General features: G+C 75.5%; 23 protein-coding genes. 11 read left to right on the top strand and 12 right to left on the bottom strand.

Features of this window, described 5'->3' with window-relative positions:
* Window positions 1–13: 13 nt before the first annotated feature.
* From HL054_RS11405 to HL054_RS11390, 4 genes are all read right to left on the bottom strand, one after another.
* A complete protein-coding gene (locus HL054_RS11405) occupies window positions 14–1,135 on the bottom strand; it encodes an XdhC family protein (RefSeq protein ID WP_369139124.1) in 1,122 nt (373 codons plus the stop codon).
* Between the two features lie 74 nt (window positions 1,136–1,209).
* Window positions 1,210–2,340 (bottom strand): vWA domain-containing protein, encoded by a 1,131-nt coding sequence (locus HL054_RS11400; RefSeq protein WP_369139123.1) that lies wholly within the window; start codon window positions 2,338–2,340, stop codon window positions 1,210–1,212.
* A complete protein-coding gene (locus HL054_RS11395) occupies window positions 2,333–3,220 on the bottom strand; it encodes an AAA family ATPase (RefSeq protein ID WP_369139122.1) in 888 nt (295 codons plus the stop codon). Before HL054_RS11395 ends, HL054_RS11400 begins: the two co-directional genes overlap by 8 nt.
* 28 nt (window positions 3,221–3,248) lie before the next feature.
* The gene (locus HL054_RS11390) at window positions 3,249–3,518 is read right to left on the bottom strand and encodes a hypothetical protein (RefSeq protein ID WP_369139121.1); all 270 of its coding nucleotides are present in this window, start codon (window positions 3,516–3,518) and stop codon (window positions 3,249–3,251) included.
* A 111-nt stretch (window positions 3,519–3,629) separates the two neighbouring features.
* Between HL054_RS11390 and HL054_RS11385 the strand changes: the two genes are divergently transcribed.
* On the top strand, window positions 3,630–4,622 hold the full coding sequence (locus HL054_RS11385) for an aldo/keto reductase (RefSeq protein WP_369139120.1): 993 nt from the start codon (window positions 3,630–3,632) through the stop codon (window positions 4,620–4,622).
* Window positions 4,623–4,738: 116 nt separating this feature from the next.
* Window positions 4,739–6,010 (top strand): M18 family aminopeptidase, encoded by a 1,272-nt coding sequence (locus HL054_RS11380; protein ID WP_369139119.1) that lies wholly within the window; start codon window positions 4,739–4,741, stop codon window positions 6,008–6,010.
* 3 nt (window positions 6,011–6,013) lie between these two features.
* Here the strand turns inward: HL054_RS11380 and HL054_RS11375 are convergent, their stop codons facing one another.
* Window positions 6,014–6,877 carry a patatin-like phospholipase family protein gene (locus HL054_RS11375; RefSeq protein WP_369139118.1) on the bottom strand — a complete coding sequence of 288 codons (864 nt, stop codon included), beginning with the start codon at window positions 6,875–6,877 and terminating at the stop codon, window positions 6,014–6,016.
* Between the two features lie 106 nt (window positions 6,878–6,983).
* Here HL054_RS11375 and HL054_RS11370 point away from each other — a divergent pair, with 106 nt between their 5' ends.
* Window positions 6,984–7,388: an STAS domain-containing protein gene (locus HL054_RS11370; RefSeq protein ID WP_369139117.1), complete on the top strand. Its 405-nt coding sequence runs from the start codon at window positions 6,984–6,986 to the stop codon at window positions 7,386–7,388.
* 18 nt (window positions 7,389–7,406) lie between these two features.
* On the opposite strand, the gene HL054_RS11365 is transcribed toward HL054_RS11370, so the two are convergent.
* The 3 genes from HL054_RS11365 to HL054_RS11355 form a co-directional block, all read right to left on the bottom strand.
* Window positions 7,407–7,643, bottom strand: coding sequence for a hypothetical protein (locus tag HL054_RS11365; protein ID WP_369139116.1), 237 nt, complete (start codon window positions 7,641–7,643; stop codon window positions 7,407–7,409).
* Window positions 7,644–7,764: 121 nt separating this feature from the next.
* The gene (gene argG / locus HL054_RS11360; RefSeq protein ID WP_369139115.1) at window positions 7,765–9,213 is read right to left on the bottom strand and encodes an argininosuccinate synthase; all 1,449 of its coding nucleotides are present in this window, start codon (window positions 9,211–9,213) and stop codon (window positions 7,765–7,767) included.
* Between the two features lie 43 nt (window positions 9,214–9,256).
* Window positions 9,257–9,745 carry a hypothetical protein gene (locus HL054_RS11355; RefSeq protein ID WP_369139114.1) on the bottom strand — a complete coding sequence of 163 codons (489 nt, stop codon included), beginning with the start codon at window positions 9,743–9,745 and terminating at the stop codon, window positions 9,257–9,259.
* A 52-nt stretch (window positions 9,746–9,797) separates the two neighbouring features.
* On the opposite strand from HL054_RS11355, the gene HL054_RS11350 reads away from it, so the two are divergent.
* Window positions 9,798–10,184 carry a YchJ family protein gene (locus HL054_RS11350; RefSeq protein ID WP_369139113.1) on the top strand — a complete coding sequence of 129 codons (387 nt, stop codon included), beginning with the start codon at window positions 9,798–9,800 and terminating at the stop codon, window positions 10,182–10,184.
* Window positions 10,185–10,269: 85 nt separating this feature from the next.
* On the opposite strand, the gene HL054_RS11345 is transcribed toward HL054_RS11350, so the two are convergent.
* Window positions 10,270–11,202, bottom strand: a complete 933-nt coding sequence (locus HL054_RS11345) for a serine/threonine dehydratase (protein ID WP_369139112.1) — start codon at window positions 11,200–11,202, stop codon at window positions 10,270–10,272.
* A gap of 95 nt (window positions 11,203–11,297) precedes the next feature.
* Here HL054_RS11345 and HL054_RS11340 point away from each other — a divergent pair, with 95 nt between their 5' ends.
* The 5 genes from HL054_RS11340 (at window position 11,298) to ppk2 (ending at window position 16,451) form a co-directional block, all read left to right on the top strand.
* Window positions 11,298–11,942 (top strand): FMN-dependent NADH-azoreductase, encoded by a 645-nt coding sequence (locus HL054_RS11340; protein WP_369139111.1) that lies wholly within the window; start codon window positions 11,298–11,300, stop codon window positions 11,940–11,942.
* A gap of 135 nt (window positions 11,943–12,077) precedes the next feature.
* Window positions 12,078–12,980: a lysophospholipid acyltransferase family protein gene (locus tag HL054_RS11335; protein WP_369139110.1), complete on the top strand. Its 903-nt coding sequence runs from the start codon at window positions 12,078–12,080 to the stop codon at window positions 12,978–12,980.
* The gene (locus HL054_RS11330; RefSeq protein ID WP_369139109.1) at window positions 12,970–14,118 is read left to right on the top strand and encodes a glycosyltransferase family 4 protein; all 1,149 of its coding nucleotides are present in this window, start codon (window positions 12,970–12,972) and stop codon (window positions 14,116–14,118) included. The genes HL054_RS11335 and HL054_RS11330 overlap by 11 nt, the downstream gene beginning before the upstream one ends.
* A 63-nt stretch (window positions 14,119–14,181) precedes the next feature.
* Window positions 14,182–15,450 (top strand): inorganic phosphate transporter, encoded by a 1,269-nt coding sequence (locus HL054_RS11325; protein WP_369139108.1) that lies wholly within the window; start codon window positions 14,182–14,184, stop codon window positions 15,448–15,450.
* A gap of 14 nt (window positions 15,451–15,464) precedes the next feature.
* Window positions 15,465–16,451, top strand: coding sequence for a polyphosphate kinase 2 (ppk2, locus tag HL054_RS11320; RefSeq protein WP_369139107.1), 987 nt, complete (start codon window positions 15,465–15,467; stop codon window positions 16,449–16,451).
* A 21-nt stretch (window positions 16,452–16,472) separates the two neighbouring features.
* On the opposite strand, the gene HL054_RS11315 is transcribed toward ppk2, so the two are convergent.
* Together HL054_RS11315 and HL054_RS11310 are read right to left on the bottom strand one after the other, a co-directional pair.
* On the bottom strand, window positions 16,473–17,600 hold the full coding sequence (locus tag HL054_RS11315) for an NAD(P)/FAD-dependent oxidoreductase (RefSeq protein WP_369139106.1): 1,128 nt from the start codon (window positions 17,598–17,600) through the stop codon (window positions 16,473–16,475).
* A 146-nt stretch (window positions 17,601–17,746) separates the two neighbouring features.
* On the bottom strand, window positions 17,747–18,667 hold the full coding sequence (locus tag HL054_RS11310; protein ID WP_369139105.1) for a DUF2382 domain-containing protein: 921 nt from the start codon (window positions 18,665–18,667) through the stop codon (window positions 17,747–17,749).
* Between the two features lie 280 nt (window positions 18,668–18,947).
* Here HL054_RS11310 and HL054_RS11305 point away from each other — a divergent pair, with 280 nt between their 5' ends.
* Window positions 18,948–19,778 (top strand): DUF3097 domain-containing protein, encoded by an 831-nt coding sequence (locus HL054_RS11305; RefSeq protein WP_369139104.1) that lies wholly within the window; start codon window positions 18,948–18,950, stop codon window positions 19,776–19,778.
* Between the two features lie 133 nt (window positions 19,779–19,911).
* Here the strand turns inward: HL054_RS11305 and HL054_RS11300 are convergent, their stop codons facing one another.
* Entirely contained in the window at window positions 19,912–20,751 is an 840-nt protein-coding gene (locus HL054_RS11300; RefSeq protein ID WP_369139103.1) for an aldo/keto reductase, read from the bottom strand.
* A 173-nt stretch (window positions 20,752–20,924) separates the two neighbouring features.
* Here HL054_RS11300 and HL054_RS11295 point away from each other — a divergent pair, with 173 nt between their 5' ends.
* The gene (locus tag HL054_RS11295) at window positions 20,925–21,935 is read left to right on the top strand and encodes a LacI family DNA-binding transcriptional regulator (RefSeq protein ID WP_369139102.1); all 1,011 of its coding nucleotides are present in this window, start codon (window positions 20,925–20,927) and stop codon (window positions 21,933–21,935) included.
* Window positions 21,936–21,942: the final 7 nt, after the last annotated feature.

The raw sequence follows: 21,942 nt of genomic DNA, 5'->3' as shown, positions 1-21,942 counted from the left end.
TCCGCCCTGGGAGCTAGCGGTCGGCGGTGCGGTGGATGGGGCCGGCGATCTCGGTCAGCCGCTCGCCGGAGCCGCCCCAGCGGCCGGAGATGATCTCCGCGGCGATCGACACGGCGGTCTCCTCCGGCGTCCGGGCGCCCAGGTCCAGCCCGATCGGCGAGGACAGGCGCTCCAGCTCGTCGTCCTTGAGCCCGGCCTCGCGCAGCCGGTCCAGCCGCTCGTCGTGGGTGCGCCGGGAGCCCATCGCCCCGACGTAGGCGACCGGCAGCCGCAGGGCGACCTCCAGCAGCGGGACGTCGAACTTCGGGTCGTGGGTGAGCACGCAGAGCACCGTGCGCTCGTCGATGCGCCCGGCGTCCGCCTCGGCCTGCAGGTACCGGTGCGGCCACTCCACGACCACCTCGTCGGCGTCGGGGAAGCGGCGGGTGGTGGCGAACACCGGCCGGGCGTCGCAGACGGTGACCCGGTAGCCGAGGAAGGACCCGACCCGGGCGACGGCGGCGGCGAAGTCGATGGCGCCGAAGACGACCATCCGGGCCGGCGGGGCGAAGGAGGAGACGAACAGGGTGAGGTCGTCGCCGCGCCGCTCGCCGTCGTGGCCGTAGGTGAGCGTCGCCGTCCGGCCGGCCGCGAGCAGGCCGCGGGCGTCGTCGGCGACGGCGTCGTCGAGGTGCTGCTCACCGAAGGAGCCCGACAGCCGGTCCGGCCAGAGCACCATCCGCCGGCCCAGCCGGTCGTCGGGGCCCTTGACGCAGGTGACGACGGCGACCGGCTCGTGCGCGCCGACCGACTCGGCCACCTCGCCCAGCTCGGGGAAGGACTCCCGGGAGATCGACTCCACGTAGACGTCGAGGATCCCGCCGCAGGTCAGGCCCACGGCGAAGGCGTCGTCGTCGCTGACGCCGTAGCGCCGCAGGGTCGGCTCGCCGGTGGCCACGACGTCGGTGGCCTCCTCGTAGACCGCGCCCTCGACGCAGCCGCCGGAGACGCTGCCGACCGCGGTGCCGTCCGGGCCGACCAGCATCGACGCACCCGGTGGCCGCGGTGCCGACCGCCAGGTGCCCACCACGGTGCCCACGCCGACGGTCTGCCCCGCCTGCCACCACCCGACCAGGTCGTCCAAGACGTCACGCATGTGCTTCCTCCAGCATCAGTCGGCCTCGATCAGGCTCGCCGCGAGCTTGCGAGTGGTGAGGGGATCGAGGTCCTTCAAGCACGGGTCATCACCCCTACCAGTTCCTCGAAGGCGGCCAGGCTGTGCCCGGCGACGAAGTGGTCAACGCTCGGCAGCGCCGCGACCATGCCCGCGGTGAGCGGCTCGTAGCCGTGCCGCCCCTTGTGCGGGTTGACCCAGACGACGGCGTGCGCCAGCCGCTGCAACCGGGCCATCTGCTCGGCCAGCAGGTCGGCGCCACCGCGTTCCCAGCCGTCGCTGCAGACGACGACGACCGCGCCCCGGGCGGTCCCGCGCTGCCCCCAGCGGTCCAGGAACGCCTTGAGCACCTCGCCGATCCGGGTGCCGCCGGACCAGTCCGGGATCGCCGAGCCGCTGGCGGCCAGCGCCTTGTCCGGGTCGCGCAGCCGCAGCTCGCGGGTCACCCGGGTCAGCCGGGTGCCGATGGTGAACACCTCGGTGCTGGCCGGCCGGGCCCGGACGGCGGCGTGCGCGAACCGCAGCAGCGCGTCGGCGTAGGGGCTCATCGAGCCGGAGACGTCGACCAGCAGCACCACCCGGCGCGGGCGGGGGCGGGCCCGGTGGTGCGCCAGCCGGGTGATCTCGCCGCCGTCGCGCAGCGCCCGCCGCACGGTGCGGGCGCGGTGCACCGAGCCGTGCGCCGACGGGCTGCGCCGGCGGGAGGCGCGCATCGGGGCGGCCGGCACGAGCAGCGCGAACAGCCGGCGCAGCTGCTCCCGCTCGGGCACGGTCAGGTCGGCGACGTCGCGGTGCCGCAGCACCTCCTGCCCGCTGGCCCGGGTGGCCAGGTCGGTGGGGTCGCCGCCGTCCTCGCCGCCCTGCCCGACGTCCATCGGGGCGCTCTGCACCACCCGCGGCTGCTCGGCGCCGGCGCTCTTCCGCGGCCGCGGCGCCTCGCCGCCGAAGTACGCGGAGAAGGCGGCGTCGTAGCGGTCGAGGTCGTCGGGGCTGCCGCACAGCGTCAGCCGGCCGGCCCAGTAGACGGCGGTGGCGTCCAGGACGTCGAGGTGCCCGACGGCGTCCAGCATCGCCTCGACCCGGTCGGGCGAGGCGGTGACCCCGGCGTGCCGGAGCGTGCGGGCGAACCCGAGGACGGTGGTGACGACGTCCCGGGTCGGCGCTGGAGCGGTGCCGTCCTCACGCACCGAACAGCGCCCCCCGGGCCAGCGCGTGCACGCGGTCGGTGTCCTCGCGGTACTTGAGCACCGCGCCCAGCGTGCGGGCCGCGATGTCGGGGTCCAGCTCCCGGGCGCCCAGCGCGTGCAGCGCGGTCGCCCAGTCCATCGCCTCCGCCACGCCCGGGGGCTTGAGCAGGTCCAGGGTGCGCAGCTTCGCGGTCGCCCCGGCCACCTGGCGGGCCAGCGTCTCCGTGACGTCGGGCAGCCGCCGGCGCAGGATCGCCACCTCGCGCTCGAAGTCGGGGTGCTCCAGCCAGTGGTAGAGGCAGCGGCGCTTGAGCGCGTCGTGCACCTCGCGGGTGCGGTTCGAGGTCAGCACGACCAGCGGCGGCGTCTCGGCGCGAACCGTGCCCAGCTCGGGGATGGAGATGGTGAAGTCGCTGAGCACCTCGAGCAGGAAGGCCTCGAACTCGTCGTCGGCCCGGTCGACCTCGTCGACGAGCAGCACCGCCGGTGAGTCCTCCAGCGCCTGCAGCAGCGGCCGGGCCAGCAGGAAACGGCGGTCGTACAGCGAGGCCTCGAGGTCCTCGGTGCGCTCGGCGGTGCCGGCGGCCTCGGCGGCGCGCAGGTGCAGCAGCTGGCGGCCGAAGTCCCAGTCGTAGAGGGCGTGGCTGGCCTCCAGGCCCTCGTAGCACTGCAGCCGGTACAGCGGCCGGCCGGTGACCTCGGCCAGCGCCCGGGCCAGCGCGGTCTTCCCGACCCCGGCCTCGCCCTCGAGGAACAGCGGCCGGTGCATGACGAGCGCGAGGTACGCCGCGGTGGCCAGGCCCTCGTCGGGGAGGTAGCCGGTGCCCTCCAGTGCGAGGCCGAGGGCGACCGGGTCAGCGGGGAGGGTGGGCTGGCTCACGTCAGCAGCATCCCACCCCGCCGCGCGGTCAGTCGGCGGCCATGGCCTCCAGGTAGTCGTCGTAGCCGGCGATCACGTCGTCCAGGTCGATGACCTCGGGGAAGTCGGCGACCTCCTGGTGCCGGCGCAGGAAGACCACGGTGCGCCGGACGACGTCCTCCTCGTCGTCGGCGCCCAGCCGGTCGAGGGCCTCGGGGGTGACCGTGACGTAGGTGCGGACGTCCTCCAGCTCGCTGGGCTGGACGACCAGGTACGTGTTGTCGCCCTGGGCGTCGATCTCGATGTCGTCGTCGGCCATGTCCCCGCCCTACCCGCACGGCCGCCGCGGTCACACGCCGACCCGGTGGCCGAGCAGCAGGGGCCGGGACTGCGGCGGCGCACCGGACCCATCGGGGGCGAGACTGGGGGCATGCGGACACGAGCACTCGGCACCCAGGGCCTCACCGTCTCGGCGGAGGGGCTGGGCTGCATGGGGATGAGCTCCTACTACGGCGCCTTCGACGACGCGGAGAACCTGCAGACCCTGCACCGGGCGCTGGACCTGGGCGTGACGCTGCTGGACACCGCCGACGTCTACGGCCCGTGGACCAACGAACGGCTGCTCGGGCAGGTGCTGGCCACCCGCCGGGACGAGGTGGTGCTGGCCACCAAGTTCGGCAACGAGCTGGACGGCGAGGGCCGCCGGACCGGGGCCGTCAACGGGACGCCGGAGTACGTGCGGGCGTCGGTGGACGGGTCGCTGCAGCGGCTGGGCACCGACGTGATCGACTTGTACTACCAGCACCGCGTCGACCCGGCCGTGCCGCTGGAGGAGACCTTCGGCGCGCTCGGTGAGCTCGTCGCCGCGGGCAAGCTCCGGTACCTGGGCATCAGCGAGGCCTCGCCGGAGAGCATCCGCCGGGCCCACGCCACCGCGCCGCTGTCGGCCGTGCAGACCGAGTGGTCGCTGTTCACCCGGGACGTCGAGGACAACGGCGTGCTGGCCACCGTGCGCGAGCTGGGCATCGGCTTCGTCCCCTACTCCCCGCTGGGCCGCGGGTTCCTCTCCGGGAAGATCCGCAGCGTCGACGACTTCGCCGAGGACGACTTCCGGCGCAGCTCGCCGCGGTTCCAGGGCGAGAACTTCGCCCGCAACCTCGAGCTGCTCGACCGGGTGGTCGCGCTGGCCGGGGCCAAGGGCGTGACGCCGACCCAGCTGGCGCTGGCCTGGGTGCTCGCCCAGGGCGAGGACGTCGTCCCGATCCCCGGCACCCGGCGGACGGCGAACCTCGAGGAGAACGTGTCCGCGCTGGACGTCGAGCTGACGGCCGCCGACCTCGCCGCGATCGAGGAGGTCGCGCCGATCGGCGTCACGGCGGGCGAGCGCTACTCGCCGTCCGGGATGCGCTGGCTGGAGACGTGAGCGGGTGAGCCGGCGCCCCGACCGATGAGCCGGGTAGCGGCCCGGCTCATCGGTCGGGCAGGCGGCTCCAGCGGGCGGCTCCGGGTCGCCGTCGAGCGGCGGGGCAGGATGGCGGCATGCCGGACCTCTCCCTCGGTGACGACCTGCGCGCGTTCGTCGACGCCTCCCCCTCGCCGTTCCACGCGGTCGCCGAGCTGTCCCGCCGCCTGCGCGCCGCCGGGTTCACCGAGCTCGCCGAGGCCGACGCCTGGTCGCTGGCGCCCGGGGCCGAGCACTTCGTCGTCCGGCACGGCAGCCTGATCGCGTTCCGGGTGGGCACGGCACCGCTGGCCGAGGCGGGCCTGCGGCTGGTCGGTGCGCACACCGACTCGCCCACCTTCAAGGTCCGGCCGCACTCCGACGTCCGGCAGGCCGGCTACCGGCTGGTCGGCGTCGAGCCCTACGGCGGCGGGCTGTGGCACACCTGGCTGGACCGCGAGCTCACCGTCGCCGGCCGGGTCGCCCTCCGCGGCGGCACCACGGCGCTGGTGCAGCTGCCCGGCGCGCCGCTGCGGCTGCCGTCGCTCGCCATCCACCTGGACCGCAGCGTCCGCGAGGGGCTGACGCTCGACCCGCAGCGCGACCTGGTGCCGGTCTGGTCGCGCGACCTGGGCAGCGAGCCCGGCCTGGCCGCGGCGCTCGCGGCGGAGCTGGGGGTGGCCGCGGACGACGTCGTCGGGCACGACCTCGTGCTGGCCGACACCCAGCCGGCCGCCCGGGCCGGCGCCGACGGCAGCTGGGTCGCCGCGCCGCGGCTGGACGACCAGGCCTGCTGCCACTCCGGGCTCACCGCCCTGCTCGCCGCGGACGCCGGCCCGCGCACCCAGCTGCTGGTCTGCAACGACCACGAGGAGGTGGGCAGCGGCTCGATGTCCGGCGCGCGCGGCAGCTTCCTCGAGGACGTCGTCCGGCGGCTGGTCGCGGTGCTGGACGCCGGCGACCCGCAGGCGCTGCCCCGGGCGATCGCGCAGTCGCGGCTGGTGTCGGCCGACATGGCGCACGCGGTCCACCCGACCCGCTCCGACCGGCACGAGCCGGCCCACCGGCCGCAGCTGGGCGGCGGCCCGGTGCTCAAGGTGAACGCCAACCAGGCCTACGCGACCGACGCGGCCTCCAGCGGCTGGTTCGCCGAGCGGTGCGCGGCCGCGGGGGTGCCGGTCCAGTGGTTCGTCACCCGCGCCGACCTGCCCAGCGGCAGCACCATCGGCCCGCTGACCGCCACCCGGCTGGGCATCCCGACCGTCGACGTCGGGGCCCCGATGCTGGCGATGCACTCCTGCCGGGAGCTGGCCTCGGCGCTCGACGTCCCGCTGATGGTGGGCGCGCTCACCGCCTGCTTCACCGACTGAGGGTCACGACCACAGCGCCGCCACCGCGGCCGCCTGGGCCGCACCGACCGCCCGACCGGCCCGGGCCGAGGCCGCCCGCGTCGCCGGGGACAGCGCGTTGGTGCCGAACGCGTCGACCGAGGCCTGGTCGGCGTGCACGACGTGCACCGCGGACGGCGCGAGGGCGGCGATCTCGGCGTCCAGGCTGCTGCCCCACAGGGCGGGCGCCCCCTCCAGCGCGGGCAGCAGGACCAGCACCCGGTCGGCGCCCGCGGCCAGGTCGGAGTTGGCCATCGAGCGGACCCCGCCGTCGACGTGCGGCCGGCCGGCGAGGTCGACCGGCGGCCACACCCCCGGCACCGCGCAGCTGGCGGCGACCGCGTCGACCAGGGCGACGCCGGAGTCCCTGGTGAGCACCGCCAGCGCGCCGGACCGGGCGTCGACCGCGGTGACCAGCAGCCGGCGCTCCGGCCACGTCGGGACGGGCACCCGCGCGGCGATCGCGGCAAGCCGGGCGGCCGGGTCGGTCGTGCGTGCGGCCAGCGCGAGGGCGCCGATCCGCCGCCCGGCGTCCTCCGGCCCCTCGGCGCCGGCCATGGCCGCGTTGATCTGCTCGACCAGCGCCGGCAGGTCGACGTCCACCTCGATCTCGGCCGTCTCCGGGCGGAGCTGGGCCTCGTACAGCTCGTCGAGCGGCACCCCGCTGGTGACCTGGGCGGCCACCGACGACCCGGCCGAGGTGCCGACGACGAGGTCGGCGGCGAGCACCCGGTCGGCCAGCGCCGGGTCGGCGTCGGCCAGCCCGCGCAGCACCCCGAGCTCCCAGGCGATGCCGGCGACGCCACCGCCGGCCAGGACGAGGGCGGTGGCTGCAGCTGGAGTCGTCACGCCGTGCACCGTAGGCGACGGCGGGGCACCGACCGCACCCACCGAGTGGATGTTGCTTTACGCTGTAAACGGCCCGCCCCACGCACGGCGACCGACGGAGACCCTGATGACCGCACTGCCCGCGGACCTGGGCCCCGACTCAGGTCCCGACCCCGGCGTCGACCCCGGCGTCGATCTGGACGTCCTGACGACGGCCGGCCCGCACGGCTGCACGGTCCGGGTCCGCGGCGAGCTGGACACCCGTGGCGCGCCGGTGCTGGTCGACCGGGTGCTGGACGTGCTGCAGCTGCCCGGCGTCCCGGTGGTGGAGCTGGACCTGCGGCAGGTGACCTTCCTGGGCTCGGCAGGCCTCACCGCCCTGGTCACCGTGCACCGGGCGGCCGGGGGCGCGGGCCGGGTGCTGCAGATGCGCTGCGGCACCAGCCGGGCCGTGCTGCGGCCGCTGGAGATCACCGACCTGACCAGTGTCTTCACCGTCGTCGACGGACCGGGCGGGTCGCCGGTCGGCTGACGCCGGGCGGACCCGGGCTCAGGCCGGCAGGCCCAGGGCGGGCATCCGGGCGATGGTCCGCGACCACGCCTGCTGCACCTCGACCGTCCGGCCGGCGGCGAGCCCGGCCGCGCAGGCCAGGGTGTCCCGGCCCTCGCTGACGATGTCCTCGAAGGCCAGCCGGAAGAGCAGCTCCCGGATCTCCTCCAGCGGCAGCCCCGCGTCGACCAACGGCTGCACCACCCACTGCTCCCGCGCCCGCGTGTCCGAGTCCACGCCCCCTCTTCGGCACGGGCACCCGTGGCGGATGCACCAGCGGCGCCCCGGCCCTCCTGCAGGAGGGCCGGGGCGAGCCCCGCCACGAGCTCGCGAGTGGTGGGGGCACGGGGGTCCTTCGTCAGTCGGTGCCGGCCTCCATGGCCGCCCGGTCGAGCAGCTCGTCGGTGGCCGAGACCGTCCCGCGGGAGGCGATCGCCTCGGCCCCGCCGGCCTGCGAGGCGTCGATCAGCCCGGTCGAGGCCGCCTGGGCCGCGCCGATGGACGTCGGCGTGGCACCGCCGACCATCCCCATCCGGGCGTACTGCTCCAGCTTGGCGCGGGAGTCGGCGATGTCCAGGTTGCGCATGGTCAGCTGGCCGATCCGGTCGACCGGGCCGAAGGCGGAGTCGACCGTGCGCTCCATCGACAGCTTGTCCGGGTGGTAGCTGAACGCCGGGCCGGAGGTCTGCAGCAGCGAGTAGTCCTCCCCGCGGCGCAGCCGGAGGGTCACCTCGCCGGTGACGGCCATGCCGACCCACCGCTGCAGCGACTCGCGCAGCATCATCGCCTGCGGGTCCAGCCAGCGGCCCTCGTACATCAGCCGGCCCAGCCGCCGTCCCTCGCTGTGGTAGTTGGCCAGGGTGTCCTCGTTGTGGATGGCGTTGACCAGCCGCTCGTAGGCGGCGTGCAGCAGGGCCATGCCCGGCGCCTCGTAGATGCCCCGGCTCTTGGCCTCGATGATCCGGTTCTCGATCTGGTCGCTCATGCCCAGGCCGTGCCGGCCGCCGATCGCGTTGGCCTCCAGCACCAGGTCGACGGCGCTGCCGAACTCCTGGCCGTTGATGGTCACCGGCCGGCCGTACTCGAAGCCGATCGTGACGTCCTCGGTGGCGATCTCCACCTCGGGGTCCCAGAACCGGACGCCCATGATCGGCTGCACCAGCTCGACGCTGGCGTCCAGGTGCTCCAGGGCCTTGGCCTCGTGGGTGGCGCCCCAGATGTTGGCGTCGGTGGAGTAGGCCTTCTCCGCGCTGTCCCGGTAGGGCAGGCCGTGGGCGACCAGCCACTCGGACATCTCCTTGCGACCACCGAGCTCGGTGACGAAGTCGGCGTCCAGCCAGGGCTTGTAGATGCGCAGCGAGGGGTTGGCCAGCAGCCCGTAGCGGTAGAACCGCTCGATGTCGTTGCCCTTGTAGGTCGACCCGTCGCCCCAGATCTGGACGCCGTCCTCGAGCATGGCGCGGACCAGCAGCGTCCCGGTGACGGCGCGACCGAGCGGGGTGGTGTTGAAGTAGCTGCGGCCGCCGGAGCGGATGTGGAACGCCCCGCAGGTCAGCGCCGCCAGGCCCTCCTCGACCAGCGCGGCGCGGCAGTCGACCAGCCGGGCGATCTCGGCACCGTAGGTGGTGGCGCGGCCGGGCACCGAGCCGATGTCGGGCTCGTCGGCCTGGCCGATGTCGGCGGTGTAGGTGCAGGGCACCGCGCCCTTGTCGCGCATCCAGGCGACCGCCACCGAGGTGTCGAGCCCTCCGGAGAAGGCGATGCCGACGCGTTCGCCGACGGGCAGGGAGGTGAGCACCTTGGACACGACGACGATTATGCACCGGCATGCATGACCATGCAAAGCCGGGTCAGCGGCGCCTCGCGGCCGGCCAGTCCAGCTGCCAGACCTCCCCGGGGCGCAGCGCCGCCCAGCGACGGCGGGCCTCGGTGAGCGCGGCGGCGGCCGCCGCCAGGTCACCCGCCGCCCAGCCGGAGGCGGCGACCTCGCCGGGCAGCACCTCCGCGCCGAGCGACAGCCGGCGGACCAGGTCGGCGAGCCCCTCCGCCTGCTGGATCGCGGCCGCCCGCCGTCGCTTCAGCTGCGCCGAGCGCTCGGCGGCGTGCGGCGGCTGACGGCCGGACACGTGCCGCATGCTCTGCCAGACCACCCCGTCGGCCACGCAGCCCCAGATGCCGTCGGGCACCCGCAGCGCCGTCTCGACCAGCGCGTGCACCAGGTCGTGCGGCAGGTCCGCCCCGCCGCCGGCCCCGCGCATCTCGAACACCACGCCGTCGTCCCGCTCGACCCGGGTCTCCACCGGCCGGCGGTCGGCCATCCGCCGGAACGTCATCCGCACCCTGTCAGCGTCCGACGGCGGTCAACCGAGTTCCGGCTGGGAGACTGCCCCGGTGGCCCCTCGACGCTGCCCCTGCGGCACCGGCCTGCCCTACGCGGAGTGCTGCGGCCGGCTGCACGACGGGACGGCCACCGCCGGCACAGCCGAGCAGCTGATGCGCTCCCGGTTCAGCGCGTTCGCCGTCGGCGACCCGGCGTACCTGCTGCGCACCTGGCACTCCCGCACCCGGCCGGCGGCCCTCGACCTCGACCCGCGGGTCCGATGGACGGCGCTGGAGGTGCTCGCGACGACCGGCGGCGGGCTGCTCGCCGCCGAGGGGACGGTGGAGTTCCGTGCGCACTCCGTCGTCGACCGGACGGCGGGCAGCCAGCACGAGGACAGCAGGTTCGTCCGGGAGGACGGCGGGTGGCGCTACCTGGACGGCGTCGCGCTGCCCTGACGCCGCCACTGCTCCACGTGGGACACCAGCCCGCGGGACACCAGCGGGCTCGACGTCAGCGTGCTCGACGTCAGCGGGCTCGACGTCAGCGGGCGGGGGCCAGCGTGGCGGGGTCGGTGTTGGCGCCGCAGACCACGGTGACCACCCGCTCCCCGGGCGCCGGCACGTAGGCCCCCGAGGTCAGCGCGGCGTGCGCCGCCGCGGCCCCGTGCTCGGCGGCGATCCGGGTGTCGCGCCACAGCTGCTCCCGCGCCGCCACCACGTCGTCGTCGCCGACCAGCAGGCTGACCAGGTCCGGTGCGGCGGCGGCGAGCTCGAAGGCGATCGCGCCGACCCGCCGGGCACCGAGCGAGTCCCGGGCCACCCCGGAGACGGCGACGTCCACCGGCTCGCCGGCCGCGAGCGCCGCGTGCAGGGTCGGCGCGGTCACCGGCTCCACCGCGACCACCCGCAGCTGCCCGGCGACCGCCGCCAGCACCCCGGCCAGCAGCCCGCCGCCGCCGACCGCGACCACCACGGTGTCGGCGTCCGGCAGGTCGGCGAGCACCTCCTCGGCCAGCACGCCGGCGCCGGCGGCGACCTCCGGCTGGTCGTAGGCGTGGCAGAACACCGCGCCGCGCCGGGCGGCGAAGGCCACCGCGGCGGCGTACGCCTCGGCGTACTCGCGGCCGGCCACCCGGACGTCGGCCCCGTAGGCGTGCAGCCGGTCGACCTTGACCGCGGGCGTCCCCTCGGGCACGAAGACCGTCGCCGGGACGCCGATCGACCGGGCGGCGAAGGCGTGTGCCATCCCGGCGTTGCCCCCGGACGCGGCGACGACGCCGGTCGCCGGGTCCAGCTCGCCCCGCTCCGCCGCGGCCAGCTGCCGGTTGAAGGCGCCCCGGGCCTTGAACGACCCGGTGTGCTGGAGGAACTCGGCCTTGAGCCAGGCGTCCTCGTCGACCTGCAGCAGCGGCGTGCGGCGGACGTGGCCGGCGGTGCGCCGCTGCGCGGCGAGGACGTCGTCCCGGGTGATCACCGCAGCACGATACGGCCGGTGGCGGGCCGCTCGGCGGCGACTGCTTGGGTGGGGGTGTGCGGCGACCCCGCGCACCCCGACCCGGGAGGCCCACGATGCCGCACCTGCTGCACCTCGACTCGTCCGCCGACCCGCGCACGTCCGCGTCGCGTGAGGTCACCGCCGCCTTCGTCCGGGGGTGGCAGGCGCGTGGCGCGGACTTCACGGTGACCTCGCGCGACCTGCACACCGACCCGCCGCCGCACCTGCCCGACGCCGCCCTGCACTGGGCGCCGCGGCTGCGCACGGAGGGCGAGTCCGTCGACCCGGCCGACGCCGCCCGCCAGCAGGACTACCTCGACGAGCTGCTGGCCGCCGACGTCCTGCTGCTCGGCGCCCCGATGTACAACTGGTCGCTGCCCTCGACGCTGAAGGCGTGGGTCGACCACGTGCACGTGCTCGGCACCACGGTGCCGTTCGGCGAGTTCGAGGCCCGCCCGCTGGCCGGCCGCCCGGCCGTGGTGGTCTCCAGCCGCGGCGCCAGCTACGACTCCGGCGGCGAGCAGGCCAGCTGGGACCACACCGTCCCGCCGCTGGAGCTGGTGCTCGGCCGGTCCTTCGGCATGGCGGTCTCGGTGATCACCCTGCAGCTCACCCTGGCCGACCGGGTGCCGGCGATGGCCGACCTGCGCGGGCAGGCCGCCGCCGAGGCCGACGCCGCCCGCAGCTACGCCGAGGAGCTGGCCGGCCGGATCGGCTGAGCCCGCGGCCGGACGACGTCTTCGCCGTCCGGACCGGGGCGCGCCAGGCTCCGGCCACCACCCGGTCACCTGGGCGGTCGAACCTGGCAGCGTCCGGGCCTCGTCCAGGGGCCTCCCGACACCCGAGGTGTCGACGTGACCGCAGCCCCGACGTCCGGCCCGTGGCTCCCCCGCTCCGCCTGCACGCCCCGCTGCACCGCCGACCCGGCGCCGGCCGCCGACCCCGCGCTGCGCCGGCACCGGTGGCGGCGGCTGACCGGGGCGCTGGCCGGGGCGGGCGTCGCCGCGCTGCGCGTGCCGCTGACCGGCGCCCGCGGCCGGCGCCGGCTGGTCGTGTGCGCGGCCGCCCGGCTGCTGACCGCGGCCGGGGTCCGGGTGGAGGTGCACGCCTCCCCCGTCGCCTGGCCGGTCGCCGGCCCGCGCTCCGGCCCGCTGGTGGTCGCCAACTCCGTCTCCTGGCTCGACGCCCTCGCGCTGCGCACGGTCGTCCCCGGCGTGCCGGTGGTCCCCCGGGAGCAGGCCGGCCGGCTGGTCCGCCGCAGCGGCGTCGTCACGGTCGACCGGTCCCGGCTCCGCGAGCTGCCCGGCACGGTCGCGCAGGTCACGGCCCTGCTGGCGGGCGGCACCGCCGTCACCGTGCAGCCGGAGGGGGCGACGTCGTGCGGCGCGGAGCTCGGCCGCTTCCGGCCGGCCTTCTTCCAGGCCGCGGTGGACGCCGCCGCGCCGGTCTGCCCGGTCGCCGTCCGGTACCGGGTGGACGGCGGTGCGGCCAGCGCGGTCGCCGCCTCGCTCGCCGGCGAACCCCCGTTCCGCAGCCTGGCCCGGGTGGTCGCCACCCGCGGGCTGGTCGTCGAGGTGCACCTGCTGCCGGCGCTCGACCCGGCCGGCGCCGACCGGCGCGAGCTGGCCGCCCTCGCCGAGTACGCGATCGCGCAGGTCACCGAGGCGCGGCCGCCGGTGGTCACCGCGCACCCGCGCCGCCCGCGGGTGCCGGCACCGGTGCGCGTGCGGCGTCCCGGTGCGGCGCGTGCTGCCTGACCTCCCCGGCGGCCCGGCCGGGCTGCGGGTGGCGGTCGTCGCCGAGACGTTCCTGCCCGCCGTCAACGGGGTGGTCACCTCGGTGCTCCGGCTGGTGGACCACCTCGCCGTCCGCGGGCACGACCCGGTGGTGGTCGCACCGTCCGGCACCGACTACGAGTCCCGCTGCGGCGCGCTGGTGCCGGTGCTGACCGTGCCGGCGATGCGGCTGCCCCGGTACCGGCAGCTCGCCCTGGCCCGGCCGGCCGGTGACCTCACCGCGCTGCTCCGCCGGCTCGCGCCCGACGTCGTCCACCTGGCCTCCCCCGCGGTGCTCGGGCTGGCCGCCGGCCGCGCGGCCCGGACGCTCGGCATCCCGGCGGTGGCCGTGTTCCAGACCGACCTGGCCGCCTACGCCCAGCGCTACCGGCTGCCCGGCGGGGCCGCGGCGGCCTGGCGCTTCCTGCGCACGGTGCACGGGACGGCGGACCTCACCCTGGCGCCGTCCTCGGCGAGCGCCGCCCAGCTGGCCCGGCACGGGATCGGGCCGGTCGCGCTGTGGCCGCGGGGCGTCGACCTGGCGCAGTTCGCGCCCCGCCACCGGGACGACGCCCTGCGCGCGACGCTGGCCCCCCGCGGCGAGCTGCTGGTCGGCGTCGTCGCCCGGCTGGCGGTGGAGAAGCGGCTGGAGCTGCTCGGCCCGCTCAGCGAGCTGCCCGGCGTCCGGCTGGTGGTGGTGGGCGACGGGCCGCAGCGCCGGGCGCTGGCCCGGGCGATGCCGAGGGCGCGGTTCCTCGGCCAGCTCGGCGGCGCCGAGCTCGGCGCGGTCGTCGCCTCGCTGGACCTGTTCGTGCACCCCGGCGCGGACGAGACGTTCTGCCAGGCCGTGCAGGAGGCGCTCGCCGCCGGGGTGCCGGCGGTCGTGGCCGCGTCCGGCGGCCCGCTGGACCTGGTGCGGCACCGGGAGAACGGCTGGCTGTGGGCCGGCGACGACCCGCAGGTGCTGGCCGCCCTGGTCGCCGGGCTCCGCGACGACCCCGCCGCCCGCTCCGCGGCCGCTGCCCGGGCCCGCCCCTCGGTGGCCGGCCGCACCTGGGGGCGGATCGGCGACGAGCTGATCGGCCACCTGCAGCGCGTGCGCACCCCGGTCGCGGCCTGAGTTCACCGAGGGTTCACCGCGGGGCGGAACTGGTTGCCCCCTGCACCGGGCACCGTGCCCGCTGTGGACGTCACCACCCTCACCCTGGTCGGGCTCATCGCCCTCGCCCTGCTGTTCGACTACACCAACGGCTTCCACGACGCGGCCAACGCGATCGCCACCGTGGTCGCCACCCGGGTGCTCAAGCCCCGCTGGGCGGTGCTGTGGGCCGCCGGCTGGAACTTCGCCGCCTTCTTCCTCGTCGGGACGGCGGTCGCCAACACCGTCGGGTCGACCGTGCACACCGAGTTCTTCGGGCCGGCCGTCGTCTTCGCGGCGCTGCTCGGCGCCGTCGTCTGGAACTTCACCTCCTGGCACCTCGGCCTGCCCACCTCCTCCTCGCACGCCCTGGTCGGCGGGCTGGTGGGTGCCGGGCTGACCGCCGGCGGGCTGTCGGCGATCAAGGGCGAGAGCGTGGAGAAGACGGCGCTGTTCGTCCTGGTCTCCCCGGTCGCCGGGCTGCTGCTCGGCTCGGTCGTGATGACGCTGCTCGGCGCCCTGCTGCGCCGGGCGGACGTGCCGCGGACCGAGCGCCGCTTCCGCGCCCTGCAGCTGGTCTCCTCCGCCGCGGTCTCGCTCGGGCACGGCGGCAACGACGCGCAGAAGACGATGGGCGTCATCGCGGCGCTGCTGGTGAGCACCGGGCACCTGGACGCCCCGATCGACGGCGACCTGCCGATCCCGGACTGGGTGGCGCTCAGCGCCTACCTCGCCATCGCGGCCGGCACCATGTCCGGCGGCTGGCGGCTGGTGCGCACGATGGGGTCGAGCATCACCCGGCTGCGGCCGGTGAGCGGGTTCGCCGCGGAGACCAGCGCGGCCGTGGCCCTCTTCGGGTCGACCGCGCTGGGTGCCCCGGTCTCGACCACGCACACGGTCGCCGGCGCGGTCACCGGGGTGGGGGCCGCCAACCGCGGCGCCACGGTGGACTGGGGGGTCTTCGGCCGGCTGGCCGTCGCCTGGGTCGTCACCCTGCCGGCGGCCGCGGCGGTGGCGGCGGTCGCGTACCTGCTGACCACCGCACCGCCGACGGCGGTCTCCGCCGTCGTCATGACCGTGGTCCTGGCCGGGCTCGTGGCGCTGCTGGTGCTGGCCCTGCGCTCGGCGCCCCGGGCCTCCGACGTGGTGCCCGGGGACGACGAGGAGCTGGAGGTGCCGCTGCGGCCGGGCGCCGGCTCGGTGATCGACTCCCGCGGCGTGCCGGCCAGCCGCGAGGTGCTGGAGCGCGGCGGCAGCCTGGCGGAGGCGGAGGCGGCCGCGCGGCGGGAGGATCGTCCCCGCCAGCCCCTGTGACCGCCGGAGGACCCGTGTCCCAGCACCTGCGTGACCGCGCACCCGAGGGCATCCCCTCGCCCGTCCCGGACCTCTCCCGGTGGCGGCTCAACGCGCTGCCGGACGCCAACTCCGACGAGGACTGGGACGACGACCGCGAGCTGTTCGACCCCGAGGGCCGCCGGGTCGACACCTGGCGGGAGGGCTACCCCTACAGCGAGCGGATGGAGCGGCGCGAGTACGAGGTCGAGAAGCGGAAGCTGCAGATCGAGCTGCTCAAGCTGCAGGGCTGGGTGAAGGAGACCGGGCAGGAGCTGGTGCTGGTCTTCGAGGGCCGCGACGCCGCCGGCAAGGGCGGCACGATCAAGCGGTTCACCGAGCACCTCAACCCGCGGGGCTCCCGGGTGATCGCGCTGGACAAGCCGTCGGAGCGCGAGAAGACCCAGTGGTACTTCCAGCGCTACGTGCAGCACCTGCCCGCCGCCGGCGAGATGGTCATGTTCGACCGGTCCTGGTACAACCGCGCCGGCGTCGAGCGGGTGATGGGCTACTGCACCGCCGAGGAGTACCTGCTCTTCATGCGCCAGGCCCCGGAGTTCGAGCGGATGCTCGTCGACAGCGGCATCCAGCTGGTCAAGTTCTGGTTCTCGGTGACCCGCGGCGAGCAGCGCAGCCGGTTCATCGTGCGGCAGATCGACCCGGTGCGGCAGTGGAAGCTCTCCCCCACCGACCTGGCCAGCCTGGACAAGTGGGAGGCCTACACCGACGCCAAGGAGGCCATGTTCCTGCACACCGACACGGCCCACGCGCCGTGGACGGTGATCAAGAGCAACGACAAGAAGCGCGCCCGGCTCGAGGCGATGCGGCACGTGCTGGACCGCTTCGACTACACCGGCAAGGACGCCGCCGCGGTCGGCCGGCCCGACCACCTCATCGTCGGCTCGGCCGCCGACGTGCTGGAGGAGGAGGCCGGCGCCCCGGTCATGCCGCGCCCCGGGGACACCCTGCCGCTGGAGGACTGAGCCCGGACCCGGGCGGGCGTCCTAACGGGTGGGCGTGAAGGGGGTCAGGTCGAACGGTGCCGCCTCGCCCAGCGCGAGGCCCGCGGCGAGCACGCCGGTCAGCGGGCCGTAGGTGAGCCCGTTGGCGCCGAGCCCGGTGGCGAGGACCAGTCCGTCCCACCCCGGGACGGCGCCCAGCAGCGGGTGCCCGTCGGGCGTCACCGGACGGAAGCCCACCCGGGTCTCCAGCACCGTCGCCCCGGCCAGTCCCGGGGCGAGGGTGAGCGCGGCGTCGAGCACCTGCCGCTGACCGGCCGCGGTCACCCGGTCGTCGAAGCCGGCGTCGGGCTCGCGGGTGGCGCCGACCACGACCCGGCCGCCGGGGAAGGCGAGCAGGTAGTGGTGCCCGTGCTCCTCGTCGAGGGTCATCACCGTCGGCCAGTGCGCGGTGCCCCCGTCCGGGACCTGCAGGTGCACGATCTGCCCGCGCATCGGCCCGAGGCCCAGCGCCAGCCCCAGCGGTGCGCACAGCGCCGTCGTCCAGGCCCCGGCGGCGACCACGACCACGTCGGCGTCCAGCTGCTCCTCGTCGACCCGCACGCCCCGCACCCGGCCGGCCGCGGCGACCAGCTCGGCACGGCCGGACCACCGGCGGGCCCCGGCCCGCTCGGCGGCGGCCACGGCGGCGTCCCGGAAGACCCGCCCGTCGACGCGGCCGGTGCCCTCGCTCCAGACCGCGGCGAACGAGGGGTCCAGCACCGGGAAGCTCTCGGCCGCCCGGCCCGGCGCGAGCACCTCGACGCGGCCCAGCCCGGTCCAGCTGCGGGCTGCCCGGGCGGCCTCGAGCTCCTCGGCCATGCCCTGCAGCGCGGCGAGGTCGTGGCTGACGGTCAGCCCGCCGACGGTCGCGTGGCTCGGGTCGCGGCCGGAGTCGGCGGCCAGGTCGGCGGCGAGCCCGGGCCAGGTGGCGCCGGCCAGGTCGCTGTAGCGGGCCCAGGGGCCGCCGGCCGCCGGCCGCCAGGGCTGCACGATGCCGGCGCCGGCAGAGGTGGCCCGCCCGGGCTCCTCGGACTCGACCAGGACGACCTCCACGCCGCGCCGGGCGAGCTGCCAGGCGGTCGTCGCCCCGACGATGCCGCCACCGACCACCACGACCCGGGCTGCTGCCATGCCGTCGATCCTGACCGACGGCCCGGACAGCACAGCACCCGCCCCGAACGGCCGGGGCGGGTGCTGTGGGGTCTGTCAGGTGGTGCGGGTGCTGCGATCAGACGCGGCGGTCGTCGTCCCGGCTGATCGCGTCCTCGGCCTCGTCCTCAGCTGCGGTTGTCTCCGGTCGTGCGACCGGCGACGCCCTGGCCCTCGATGCCGTCGGTGTCGACGCGCTCCTTGCGGACCGTCTCGCTCACCTGCTGCTGCTCGGTGACCGTCTCGGTGTCCAGGCGCACGCGCTCGACCGGCACGGCCTCCTTCTCCACGACGGCGCGCTCGGCGTGCAGCGTGACCTCGTGCTCCTCCTCGGAGATCGCCGGCCCGTCCATCGCGTTGCCCACGTTGGCGTCGGTGATGGGCTCGCGGGTGACCCGGACCTCCTCGTGCGACACGGGCACGGTCTGGGTCACGTTCTCCGTGACGACGTACTTGCGCAGCCGCGCGCGGCCGGCCTCGACCTGCTGGGTGCCGACGTTCACGCGCTCCTCGGACAGCGTCATAGCGTCGTCCGTGGTCGGGCCCGAGGTGTCGTGGCCCTTGGTGCCGTGACGGTTCGTGTCGGTGTACCCGGCGGTGCTGTTCGCCGTGGTGTCGCCGGTCGGGTCGGTCATGCCCGCGCCCATGCCGGTGTTCGTCGTCGTCTGCGCGGTGCCGGTCTGGGTGTACTCGGCCGTGCCGTGCCGGCCGGTGGTCTCGGTGCCGGTGGTGCCGGTGCCGCCCATGTCGTAGTAGCGGTACAGCTCCTCCTCCTCCTGCGGGGAGAGGTGGCCGTCCGTGTCGATCTTGGGGGCGTCCTTCACGGCCGCCTTGCTGACGGGTACGCGCAGGCCGTCGCCGGTGAGGTCGGCGTTCCGGATCGGCACGAAGGTCTCCTTCGTGCCGAACAGACCCGTCTTCACCGTGACCCACTCGGGGTTGCCGGACTGGTCGTCCAGGAACACCTCGGAAGCCGTGCCGATCTTGTTGCCCTCGGCGTCGATGACGTCTGCGCCGATCACGCGGTCGAGGGTGTCGGTGCCGATCATGGTTCCGCTCCTCTGCTCGGGGGATGTGAGGTCGCTCTCTCACCGGGATGCCCGGTCAGCACATCCGGAAACAGGGGGTTCATGATCGATCTGACCCTCCGTGAGGACGCAGCGGCCGGGCCGACCGCCGCGCCGGGGCCGTCCGCGCAGGTCACGCCTCCGATCGGCCCGGACACGCCGCCGCACGGCCCAGGTGCGACACGCCGGGACGGTGCAGCCGTCCGGCAGCTCGGGCGTGTCGCGGCAGCGGTGGGGCGCCGGTCGCGCCGAGCATGGACGGGTGCCTCCACGTTCGCCGTACGACGACCTGGTCCACCCCCGCACGAAGAAGAAGCCGGTCCCGCAGGTCGAGGCGGCGAAGGACGTCGTCGTCGAGGACCCCAGCAGCGGGTTCGTCGGCGCCGTCGTCCGGTGCGAGAAGGACGTCGTCCACCTCGAGGACCGGTTCGGCAAGGTGCGGGCCTACCCGCTCGGGCCCGGCTTCTGGGTCGACGGCCGGCCGGTCGTGCTGGTGCGGCCGAAGCAGAACGCACCCTCCGGCCCGCAGCGCAGCGCCTCGGGGTCGACCTACGTCGTCGGCGCGCGCGCCCGGGTCGCCCGCGAGGGCCGGATCTACGTCGAGGGCAAGCACGACGCCGAGCTGGTGGAGAAGGTCTGGGGCCACGACCTGCGGATCGAGGGCGTCGTCGTGGAGCCGCTGCACGGCGTCGACGACCTGCCCGGGATCGTCCGCGAGTTCCGCCCCTCGGCCGGCCGCCGGCTCGGGGTCCTGGTCGACCACCTGGTCACCGGCTCCAAGGAGACCCGGATCGCCGCTGAGGTCATGCGGACGGGGGCCGGGGCCCCCGGTGCGCACGCACTCGTCGTCGGGCACCCGTTCATCGACATCTGGCAGGCGGTCAAGCCCTCCGTCGTCGGCATCCAGGCGTGGCCCACCGTGCCCCGCGGCGAGGACTGGAAGACCGGCGTCTGCCGGCGGCTGGGCTGGGAGGACGACACCGGCTACGTCTGGGCGCAGCGCATCCTCGCCCGGGTGAAGGTGTGGACCGACCTGGAGCCGACCCTGATCGGCCGGGTCGAGGAGCTCATCGACTTCGTCACCACCGACTGAGGGACGCAGCGACGGCCGCCTTCCCGGGTGGGGTCGGCGGCCGTCGCGTCCAGGCTCAGCTCCGGTGCTCCTGGCTCAGCGCGTGCCGTGAGCCAGGAGCAGCCGGGATCAGGTCACCTGATCCCGGGGGAGGTCATTCCGGGATGTAGTTGAACGTGTCCGGGTCGGGGCCGGTGCGCTCGTTGCGGTCCAGCGCGGTGATCTCGCGCAGGTCGTCCTCGGAGAGCTCGAAGTCGAAGATCGCGAAGTTCTCCTCGATCCGGCTGCGGGTGACCGACTTCGGGAACACGATGTCGCCCCGCTGGACGTGCCAGCGCAGCGTGACCTGGGCCGGGGTCTTGCCGACGCGCTCGGCCACCCGCAGCAGCGCCGGGTCGTCGAGCACCTTGCCCTGCGCGATCGGCGACCAGGCCTCGGTGGCGATCTGGTGCTGGGCGTTGAACGCGCGCAGCTCGTCCTGGGCGAGGTAGGGGTGCACCTCGATCTGGTTCACCGCCGGCACGACGTCGGTCTCGCCGTGCAGCTTGCGCAGGTGGTGGGCGCTGAAGTTGGAGACGCCGATCGACTTGGCGCGGCCGGAGCGGTAGATCTCCTCCATCGCCTTCCAGGTCTCGACGAAGTCCACGTCGATGCCCGGCAGCGGCCAGTGGATGAGGAACAGGTCGACGTAGTCGAACTGCAGCGCGGCGAGGGTGCCGTCGAAGGCGGCCAGCGCGTCGTCGTGGGCGTGGAAGCCGTTGTTGAGCTTGGAGGTCACGAAGACCTCCTCGCGCGGGATGCCCGAGTTGCGGACGCCCTCGCCGACGCCGGCCTCGTTGCGGTACATCTCGGCGGTGTCGATGTGCCGGTAGCCGACCTCGAGCGCGGTCTGCACCGCCTGCGCGGTCTCCTCGGGCTTGACCTGGTAGACGCCGAAGCCCAGCTGCGGGATCTCGACGCCGTTGTTCAGGGTGATCGTGGGCACGGTGGCCATGCGGGGTCCTCCGGTGGTGGGACGGGTGGTCGGACGAGAGTGAGGCGGCACGCAGCGCGACGGCGCGCGACCGACCTGGTCCTGGGCCTACCCGCGCCGTCGCCGGGCTACCCGCGAGGGATCTCACGGCGTCACCGGGAATGCGCACCCGGCCGCTGCCCTAGGTTCGTGCCATGGCAGCGACCCTCATCGCGGTCGCGCAGCTGGCGGGGGTGTCGACCAGCACGGCCAGCCGGGCCCTGACCGGCCACCCCAGCGTGCTGCCCGACACCCGGGAGAGGGTGCTGGAGGCCGCGCGCAGCCTGCGCTACCGGCCCAACCGGATGGCCAGCGCCCTGCGCACCCGGCGGACCGGGCTGATCGGCCTGGTGGTCAACAACCTGTGGAACGCCAGCTTCACCGCCATCGCCGACGCCGTGCAGGCGTGGGGGGTCACCGCCGCGCACCAGGTGCTGGTCTGCTCCACCGACGGCGACCCGGCCCGCGAGGCGGCCTTCCTCGACACCGTCGCCGAGCACCACTTCGACGGCGTGGTGATCGCCGGCTCCGGCGGGAACCACGACCGCATCAACGCCCTGCTGGACGAGGGCACCGCGGTGGTGACGATGAACCGGGAGGTGCCCGGGGCCCGGGCGACGTCGGTGATGCCGGGCTACGGCACCGCGGGCCGGCTGGCCGTCGAGCACCTGCTCGCCGCCGGCCACACCCGGGTCGCCGAGGTCGGCGGCCTCGACCGGTTCACCTCCGGCCGCGAGCAGCACGTGGGCATCGTGGAGGCGCTGGGGGCGGCCGGGCTGCCGGTCGACCCGGCGCTGGTCGAGCGCGGCCCCTTCGAGCCGGGCTTCGGCCGGTCGGCCACCGAGCGGCTGCTCGCGCTGCCCGACCCGCCCACCGCGCTGCTGATCACCAACCACGAGGCGATCTCCGGCGTCCTGGCCGTGCTGTCCGAGCGCCGCATCGACGTCCCGTCGGGGCTGTCGGTGATCTGCACCGAGGACGAGCCGTCCTTCGCCTGGTGGCACCCGCCGATGACGGTGGTCGACAACCGGGCCACCGAGATGGGCCGGGCGGCGGTGGTGCGGCTGGTCGAGCAGCTCACCGGCGCCGACACCGGCGTGCACCGGGACGTCGTGGAGCCGGTGCTGGTGCCGCGCGGCTCGACCGGTCCGCCGCCGCGCCGCTGACCGGCCC

The sequence above is a fragment of the Modestobacter versicolor genome (assembly GCF_041028285.1).
Lineage (GTDB): Bacteria > Actinomycetota > Actinomycetes > Mycobacteriales > Geodermatophilaceae > Modestobacter > Modestobacter versicolor_A.
The sequence above is the reverse complement of the archived record's forward strand: the minus strand, read 5'-3'. Positions and strand labels throughout refer to the sequence as shown.

What these genes read in the sequence shown, in the direction of transcription:
- HL054_RS11405 (WP_369139124.1), bottom strand. Translation starts at nt 1,135, where the DNA reads ATGCGTGACGTCTTGGACGACCTGGTCGGGTGGTGGCAGGCGGGGCAG.
- HL054_RS11390 (WP_369139121.1), bottom strand. Translation starts at nt 3,518, where the DNA reads ATGGCCGACGACGACATCGAGATCGACGCCCAGGGCGACAACACGTAC.
- HL054_RS11385 (WP_369139120.1), top strand. Translation starts at nt 3,630, where the DNA reads ATGCGGACACGAGCACTCGGCACCCAGGGCCTCACCGTCTCGGCGGAG.
- HL054_RS11380 (WP_369139119.1), top strand. Translation starts at nt 4,739, where the DNA reads ATGCCGGACCTCTCCCTCGGTGACGACCTGCGCGCGTTCGTCGACGCC.
- HL054_RS11370 (WP_369139117.1), top strand. Translation starts at nt 6,984, where the DNA reads ATGACCGCACTGCCCGCGGACCTGGGCCCCGACTCAGGTCCCGACCCC.
- HL054_RS11340 (WP_369139111.1), top strand. Translation starts at nt 11,298, where the DNA reads ATGCCGCACCTGCTGCACCTCGACTCGTCCGCCGACCCGCGCACGTCC.
- HL054_RS11315 (WP_369139106.1), bottom strand. Translation starts at nt 17,600, where the DNA reads ATGGCAGCAGCCCGGGTCGTGGTGGTCGGTGGCGGCATCGTCGGGGCG.
- HL054_RS11310 (WP_369139105.1), bottom strand. Translation starts at nt 18,667, where the DNA reads ATGATCGGCACCGACACCCTCGACCGCGTGATCGGCGCAGACGTCATC.
- HL054_RS11300 (WP_369139103.1), bottom strand. Translation starts at nt 20,751, where the DNA reads ATGGCCACCGTGCCCACGATCACCCTGAACAACGGCGTCGAGATCCCG.
- HL054_RS11295 (WP_369139102.1), top strand. Translation starts at nt 20,925, where the DNA reads ATGGCAGCGACCCTCATCGCGGTCGCGCAGCTGGCGGGGGTGTCGACC.